General features: G+C 36.0%; 8 protein-coding genes. 7 read left to right on the forward strand and 1 reads right to left on the reverse strand.

The window, feature by feature from the left end; all coding sequences use genetic code 11:
• Positions 1–237, reverse strand: a 237-nt coding sequence (locus tag BLW33_RS13645; RefSeq protein ID WP_143032663.1) for a transposase, incomplete at its 3' end; no start/stop codon positions are given.
• 83 nt (positions 238–320) lie between these two features.
• Between BLW33_RS13645 and BLW33_RS13650 the strand changes: the two genes are divergently transcribed.
• From BLW33_RS13650 to BLW33_RS13680, 7 genes are all read left to right on the forward strand, one after another.
• Positions 321–620, forward strand: a complete 300-nt coding sequence (locus BLW33_RS13650) for a recombinase (protein WP_479723648.1) — start codon at positions 321–323, stop codon at positions 618–620.
• A 1-nt stretch (position 621) separates the two neighbouring features.
• The gene (locus BLW33_RS13655) at positions 622–2,184 is read left to right on the forward strand and encodes a recombinase family protein (RefSeq protein WP_176966743.1); all 1,563 of its coding nucleotides are present in this window, start codon (positions 622–624) and stop codon (positions 2,182–2,184) included.
• 168 nt (positions 2,185–2,352) lie between these two features.
• Positions 2,353–2,484, forward strand: coding sequence for a DUF1413 domain-containing protein (locus tag BLW33_RS13660; RefSeq protein WP_444979954.1), 132 nt, complete (start codon positions 2,353–2,355; stop codon positions 2,482–2,484).
• 133 nt (positions 2,485–2,617) lie between these two features.
• Positions 2,618–2,986, forward strand: a complete 369-nt coding sequence (locus BLW33_RS13665; RefSeq protein WP_090309960.1) for an ArsR/SmtB family transcription factor — start codon at positions 2,618–2,620, stop codon at positions 2,984–2,986.
• Positions 2,987–3,131: 145 nt separating this feature from the next.
• Positions 3,132–3,353 (forward strand): cation transporter, encoded by a 222-nt coding sequence (locus tag BLW33_RS13670; RefSeq protein ID WP_003145146.1) that lies wholly within the window; start codon positions 3,132–3,134, stop codon positions 3,351–3,353.
• Positions 3,354–3,368: 15 nt separating this feature from the next.
• A complete protein-coding gene (locus BLW33_RS13675; RefSeq protein WP_090309963.1) occupies positions 3,369–5,213 on the forward strand; it encodes a heavy metal translocating P-type ATPase in 1,845 nt (614 codons plus the stop codon).
• Between the two features lie 143 nt (positions 5,214–5,356).
• Positions 5,357–5,836: a Csac_0668 family 2Fe-2S cluster-binding (seleno)protein gene (locus BLW33_RS13680; RefSeq protein ID WP_090309966.1), complete on the forward strand. Its 480-nt coding sequence runs from the start codon at positions 5,357–5,359 to the stop codon at positions 5,834–5,836.
• Positions 5,837–6,258: the final 422 nt, after the last annotated feature.

Raw genomic sequence — 6,258 nt, forward strand, 5'->3', positions numbered from 1 at the left:
TTCTTCACGTTCCCGAAGTCTACGCCTTAGTTGATTGTTTTCATCGGCCAGGGCGACCGTACCACCTTTTTTCTGGATTAAGGCATCAACTTCGCTTTGATGATGCTTCGCCTTGCTAATCCAGGTATACATTGTATCAAGATTGATGTTGAGGCGTTCAGATGCTGGCCGTGCGCCAATTTCTTGAGATAGCTTGACAGCCTCTGCTCTGAATTCGGGTGTGTATTTTTTTGCCATTTGGGTGTACAGTCCTCTCTGTTTTCTTTATTTTATCATTTCCTTGTAGTTTTGACTGTACTTTTATGATAACACTCCATACAGTGGCTGGCGAACAGGCAGGTATTGATAAGACACACTCTGTGATGGGACGCATTTTGAAAAACGTCAACTACCTTGGAAATGATACGTATCCAGCAATTATTGATAAAGAGATATTTGATAAAGCTGAAGAAGTTAGAGATAAACGTGCAAAGGATTTAGGTCGAGTAGTAGAGCTTGCCGCTTTCACCTCTCCTCCACCTAAAGAACGATTCAAAATGAGAAAGGCAGATAATAAGATGCCAGTGGATCCTTTTGCAAAGGCAGAATACTTATACAGTTTGATAGAAAGCGAGGAATAATGTGGCAGAGAAAAATATTATGGTCATTCCAGCTCGTAAAAGAGTGGGAAGTACGTCCGCAAAAGAAAAGATAAAGAAACTTCGTGTTGCCGCCTATTGCCGTGTTTCTACAGAAACGGAAGAACAAAATTCTAGTTATGAGGTTCAGGTCGCACACTATACAGAGTTTATAAAGAAGAATACTGAATGGGAGTTTGCCGGCATCTTTGCAGATGATGGTATCTCCGGGACGAACACCAAAAAGCGTGACGAATTTAATCGCATGATTGCAGAGTGTATGGACGGTAATATCGACATGGTTATTACAAAATCCATCAGCCGATTTGCACGTAACACCCTAGACTGCCTTCAATACATTAGACAGCTCAAGGATAAGAACATATCCGTTTATTTTGAAAAAGAGAACATCAACACAATGGATGCCAAGGGTGAGGTGCTACTTACCATTATGGCATCTCTAGCACAGCAGGAAAGCCAGAGCCTTTCACAAAACGTTAAGCTTGGCCTACAGTACCGATACCAACAAGGCAAGGTGCAGGTCAACCATAAGCGATTTATGGGCTACACGAAAGATGAAGATGGAAATTTAATTATTGTCTCCGAAGAAGCTGAGATTATCAAACGCATCTACCGAGAATACCTTGAAGGTCAGAGTCTAGTGGGTATTGGTCGAGGTCTTGAAGAAGATGATATTTTAACAGCAGCAGGAAAACCAAGATGGCGACCGGAATCAGTTAAAAAAATCCTCCAAAATGAAAAATACATCGGAGATGCCCTCTTACAAAAGACTGTTACTGTAGATTTTCTAACCAAGAAACGAGTTAAGAATGAAGGTCATCTTCCCCAGTATTATGTTGAAAATAGCCATGAGGCGATTATTCCTAAAGAGTTATTTTTGCAGGTGCAGGAAGAGATTCATCGAAGAAGCAATATCTACACAGGAGAAGGCAAGAACAAACGAATTTATAGTAGTAAGTACGCTTTAAGTGCCATTACCTTCTGTGGAGATTGTGGCGATATTTATAGGAGAACCTATTGGAATATTCATGGTAGAAAAGAATTTGTCTGGCGATGCGTGACTAGAATCGAGCAAGGTCCTGAAGTTTGTAAGAACCGAACCGTAAAAGAAGATGAACTCTATGGTGCTGTAATGACCGCAATTAATAAGCTACTTGCAGGTGGCAACAATATGATAAAGACACTGGAAGAAAATATTCATGCGGTGATTGGCGAAACCACAGAATACCAAATTTCAGAGATTAACAACTCACTAGAGGAAAAACAAAAAGAACTCATCAAGCTGGCTAATAAGGGTCAAGACTATGAACACCTAGCAGATGAGATTGATGAGCTGAGAGACAAGCGACAAATCCTTTTAGTAGAAGATGCCTCCCTCAGTGGCGAGAACGAGCGAATCAATGAGCTGATTGAATTTATCCGCAATAACAAATACCGTACTCTGAGATATGATGATACCCTAGTAAGGAAGATTATCCAGAATGTTAGTGTTTATGATGACCACTTTGTAATATGCTTTAAATCTGGTATTGAAATGGAAGTATGATTTAATACTAATATAAACCGTCAATTAAGAGTTAGGTTCTCTTGATTGACGGTTTTTGCATTGACTTTTACATGAATTATACATGTGATATTATCAAAAATGTTGTTTATAAGGTTATTGATAAGGAGTTGACCACATGAGTGATGTAATAAGCTGTTAGATGAAGCTATTAAAGAAACCGAAAACTTGTACGAAGGTGAAGTCTTTATTTTTAAGGATTTGTTTAAAGGATATGTATGGAACAGGATACCGAGAAAAGATGGTACTAATGTCTTAGTAGATGTTTTTGAGATATTTTAAATAATATAAAAAACACTTGAATAAATGCTCATATAACTATTGACACAAGAGAAAAACAATAATATAATAAATACACAACGTATGAATGCTTGTTCGAGTATTCAGATGAAATGATTTAAAAAGAGGTGATAATATGACTAAAAAATTTAATTCAATTGAAAGATGTGACTGCAATGTAATTCATGAGGATATTGTAAATCAAGTTAGAGATAAAATGCCTCGAGAAGAAAGCCTTTATGATCTAGCAGAATTATTTAAAGTATTTGGAGATTCAACACGAATCAGGATATTATGGGCTTTACATGAAGCTGAAATGTGTGTTTGTGATATCGCTGTATTACTTAACATGACACAATCAGCAATTTCCCATCAGCTGAGAGTCTTAAAACAAGCTAATTTAGTGAAAAACAGAAAAGAAGGCAAAGTAGTATATTATTCATTAGTTGATGATCATGTAAGAGAAATATTTGACCAAGGTCTAATTCATATCAACGAGAAGTAGTAATGCGGTAGAATAGAATATTTTTTGAAGATATTTGGGCATATATTTAAGTCTTCATTTCAAATGAGCAATGCTTCAAGAAAATTTGAAAAAGACTTGTAGTATTCAAAATAAAATTACAAATAATATTTAGGAGGATTTAATAATGAAAAAGAAATTTATACTTGAAGGTTTAGATTGTGCAAATTGCGCGGCAAAAATGGAAAAGGCTATTAATGAGCTTGATGGAGTGAAAGAAGCTACTGTTAACTTTATGACCACAAAACTCGTTATTGATGGTGAGGATGAAAAAATGCCAACAATAATAGCAGAGGCCGAAAAAATAGTTAAAAAAATCGAACCCGATACAACTATGAAAAAGGCTTAAAGGAGGCTATTTAGTATGACAAAACGACTATGGCGAATAATTATTGGTGCAGCAGTGTTAGCTACAGCAGTATTGCTTAATTTAAATAACGAATGGTTACAGATTGCTCTCTTTATAATAAGTTACATTATTGTAGGTGGAGATGTTGTAAAAAGAGCTGTAAAAAATATTTTTAAAGGTCAAGTTTTCGATGAAAACTTTTTAATGAGTATTGCAACAATTGGTGCATTTTTTATTGGTGAGTATCCTGAAGGTGTTGCAGTTATGCTGTTTTATCAAGTTGGAGAACTGTTTCAAAGCTATGCAGTTGGCAAGTCGAGAAAGTCAATTGCAAGCCTTATGGATATTCGACCAGATTATGCAAATGTTAAAAAAGGTGATGAACTTGTCAAAGTTGACCCAGATGAAGTACAAATTGGAGATATTATTGTAATTAAAGCAGGAGAAAAAATTCCTCTTGATGGCAAGGTAATTGCGGGAAGTTCAATGATTGATACATCGGCACTAACAGGCGAATCTGTTCCTCGTGAAGTAGAAGTTGGAAGTGATATCCTAAGTGGGTGCATCAACATTAATGGGGTTATTACAGCAGAGGTTACCAAGGAATTTGGAGAATCTACTGTAAGTAAAATTCTTGATTTAGTTGAAAATGCAAGTAGTAAAAAATCCAATTCAGAACAATTTATTACGAAGTTTGCGAGATATTATACACCGGTTGTGGTTATAATTGCAGTTTTTCTAGCTATTATACCGCCTCTTGTTATAGACGGGGCGACTTTTAGTGATTGGATATATAGAGCACTAGCATTCCTTGTGGTATCCTGTCCGTGTGCTTTAGTTATTTCAATTCCTTTGAGTTTCTTCGGTGGAATAGGTGGAGCCTCAAAAAAAGGTATTTTAGTCAAGGGTAGTAACTATTTAGAGGCATTAGCAGAAACTGAAATTGTTGTTTTTGATAAAACTGGAACACTAACGAAAGGTGTATTTAATGTACAGGAAATTCATCCAGAAGGAGTTTCCAAAGAAGAGCTACTAGAATTAACTGCATATGTGGAAAGCTATTCCAATCATCCGATTTCACTTTCACTGAAACGTGCATATAGCAAAGAAATAGACAATGGACGTATTTCAGATGTAGAAGAGATATCAGGTCATGGTGTTATTGCAACAGTAGATGGCAAAAAGGTTATGGCAGGAAATATCAAACTTATGAAAATGATGGATATCCCTTATTTCAAGGGAGAGCTGATCGGTACTGTTGTACATGTTGCTGTTAATAACAAATATATAGGTTACATTGTAATTGCCGATGAGGTAAAGGAAGATTCAGCACAAGCAATCAAGGAACTTAAGGCAGCTAATATTAAACAAACAGTTATGTTGACAGGTGATAATAAAAGTGTTGGTTCAAAAGTTGCTAAAGAGCTTGGTCTTGATAAGGTTTATGCAGAACTGTTGCCAGCAGACAAAGTTGAAAAACTAGAAGAATTATTTTCGCAAAAATCTAAAAAAGGTAAACTTGCTTTTGTTGGTGACGGAATCAATGATGCACCTGTATTAGCTCGTGCAGACATTGGAATAGCAATGGGTGGTTTAGGTTCTGATGCGGCCATTGAAGCTGCTGATATTGTAATTATGACTGATGAGCCATCGAAAATTGCTACTGCAATGAAGATTTCTAAAAAGACACTAAAAATTGCACATCAAAACATAGTATTTGCAATTGGAATAAAAATAATTGTTCTTATTTTGAGTGCTTTTGGAATAACTACTATGTGGGCAGCTATATTTGCAGATGTAGGTGTAACTATCATTGCAGTATTAAATGCTTTTAGAGCTTTGAATGCAAAGAATCTATAAACTATTTTTCCTATTCACCCCTTGAATGATTCCGATAATTAACGATACAATCAAGGGGTATTTTTTAATTTAAAAACTATAAATGAAAATTGGTTGGGATTTACCTTGAATTAAATGGTTTTAAAGATATGGAGGTTATGTAATTGAAAGTTATTGATGAATATTGCTGTGAATGTATCACACAAAATTTAAATAGAACAAAGGAGAGTTGCCCTGTCTGTAATAATGAAGGAGTAACAGTTAGTAGGATAACCGTTGAACACTTGGTGACAGATGATTATCGTAATGCCGTTGATGGAGATCAATATAAGATATGCATGAATGAGGACTGCGACGTTATTTACTATAACTTAGATAAAGAAATAAAATTCTTAAAAGACCAAGTTAGGGTTCCTATCTGGTTTAAGAAAGATGCAGATCCTAAGTATGCTTGTTATTGCAGCAAAGTCACAGAAGATCAGGTAATTGAAGCAGTTGTAAAGCATGGTGCGAAAACCGTTAAAGAAGTAAATGCCATAACTGGAGCAATGAAAAATTCGCTTTGTAAGGAAAACAATCCTTTGGGGGTATGTTGTCATAAGATTATTCAGGAAGCCATTGATAAGGGATTAACCATGAAATGATTTGAGTTGATATGTTCTCACGAACAGACAAAACCGTTGATATCTTCCCACAAACGAGAGCCAATGTTGGATATGTTTCCAACTACGAGTGTGGATATGTTCCCCTTAACCATAGGGGTTGAGAACGCAGTTTTGATAGCTATCAAGGCAACTCGAAACACGTTGAGACGGTAGTATTGATGTCAAGGGTTGATAAGTAAGCGTGTAATAAGATAAGTAAATAAAGGCTTTCCGTGATTTGAGGTCTGGTTCTAAGCCGGAAGGATAATCACGGATTTTTGCTTTGAGGGAAGTTATCCAAGAATGATGAAATAAAAAAATTGGACCTATGTCAATACATTGGACACAAAAAGTTGAACTTTTTTATGCCACCCGAATAGCTTCATCCTCCATTTGCTGAGGTGTTTTATATCCAAGTGCAC

Origin of the sequence: Eubacterium aggregans, assembly GCF_900107815.1 — a bacterium.
In the GTDB taxonomy this organism is placed as follows: Bacteria; Bacillota; Clostridia; order Eubacteriales; family Eubacteriaceae; genus Eubacterium_O; species Eubacterium_O aggregans.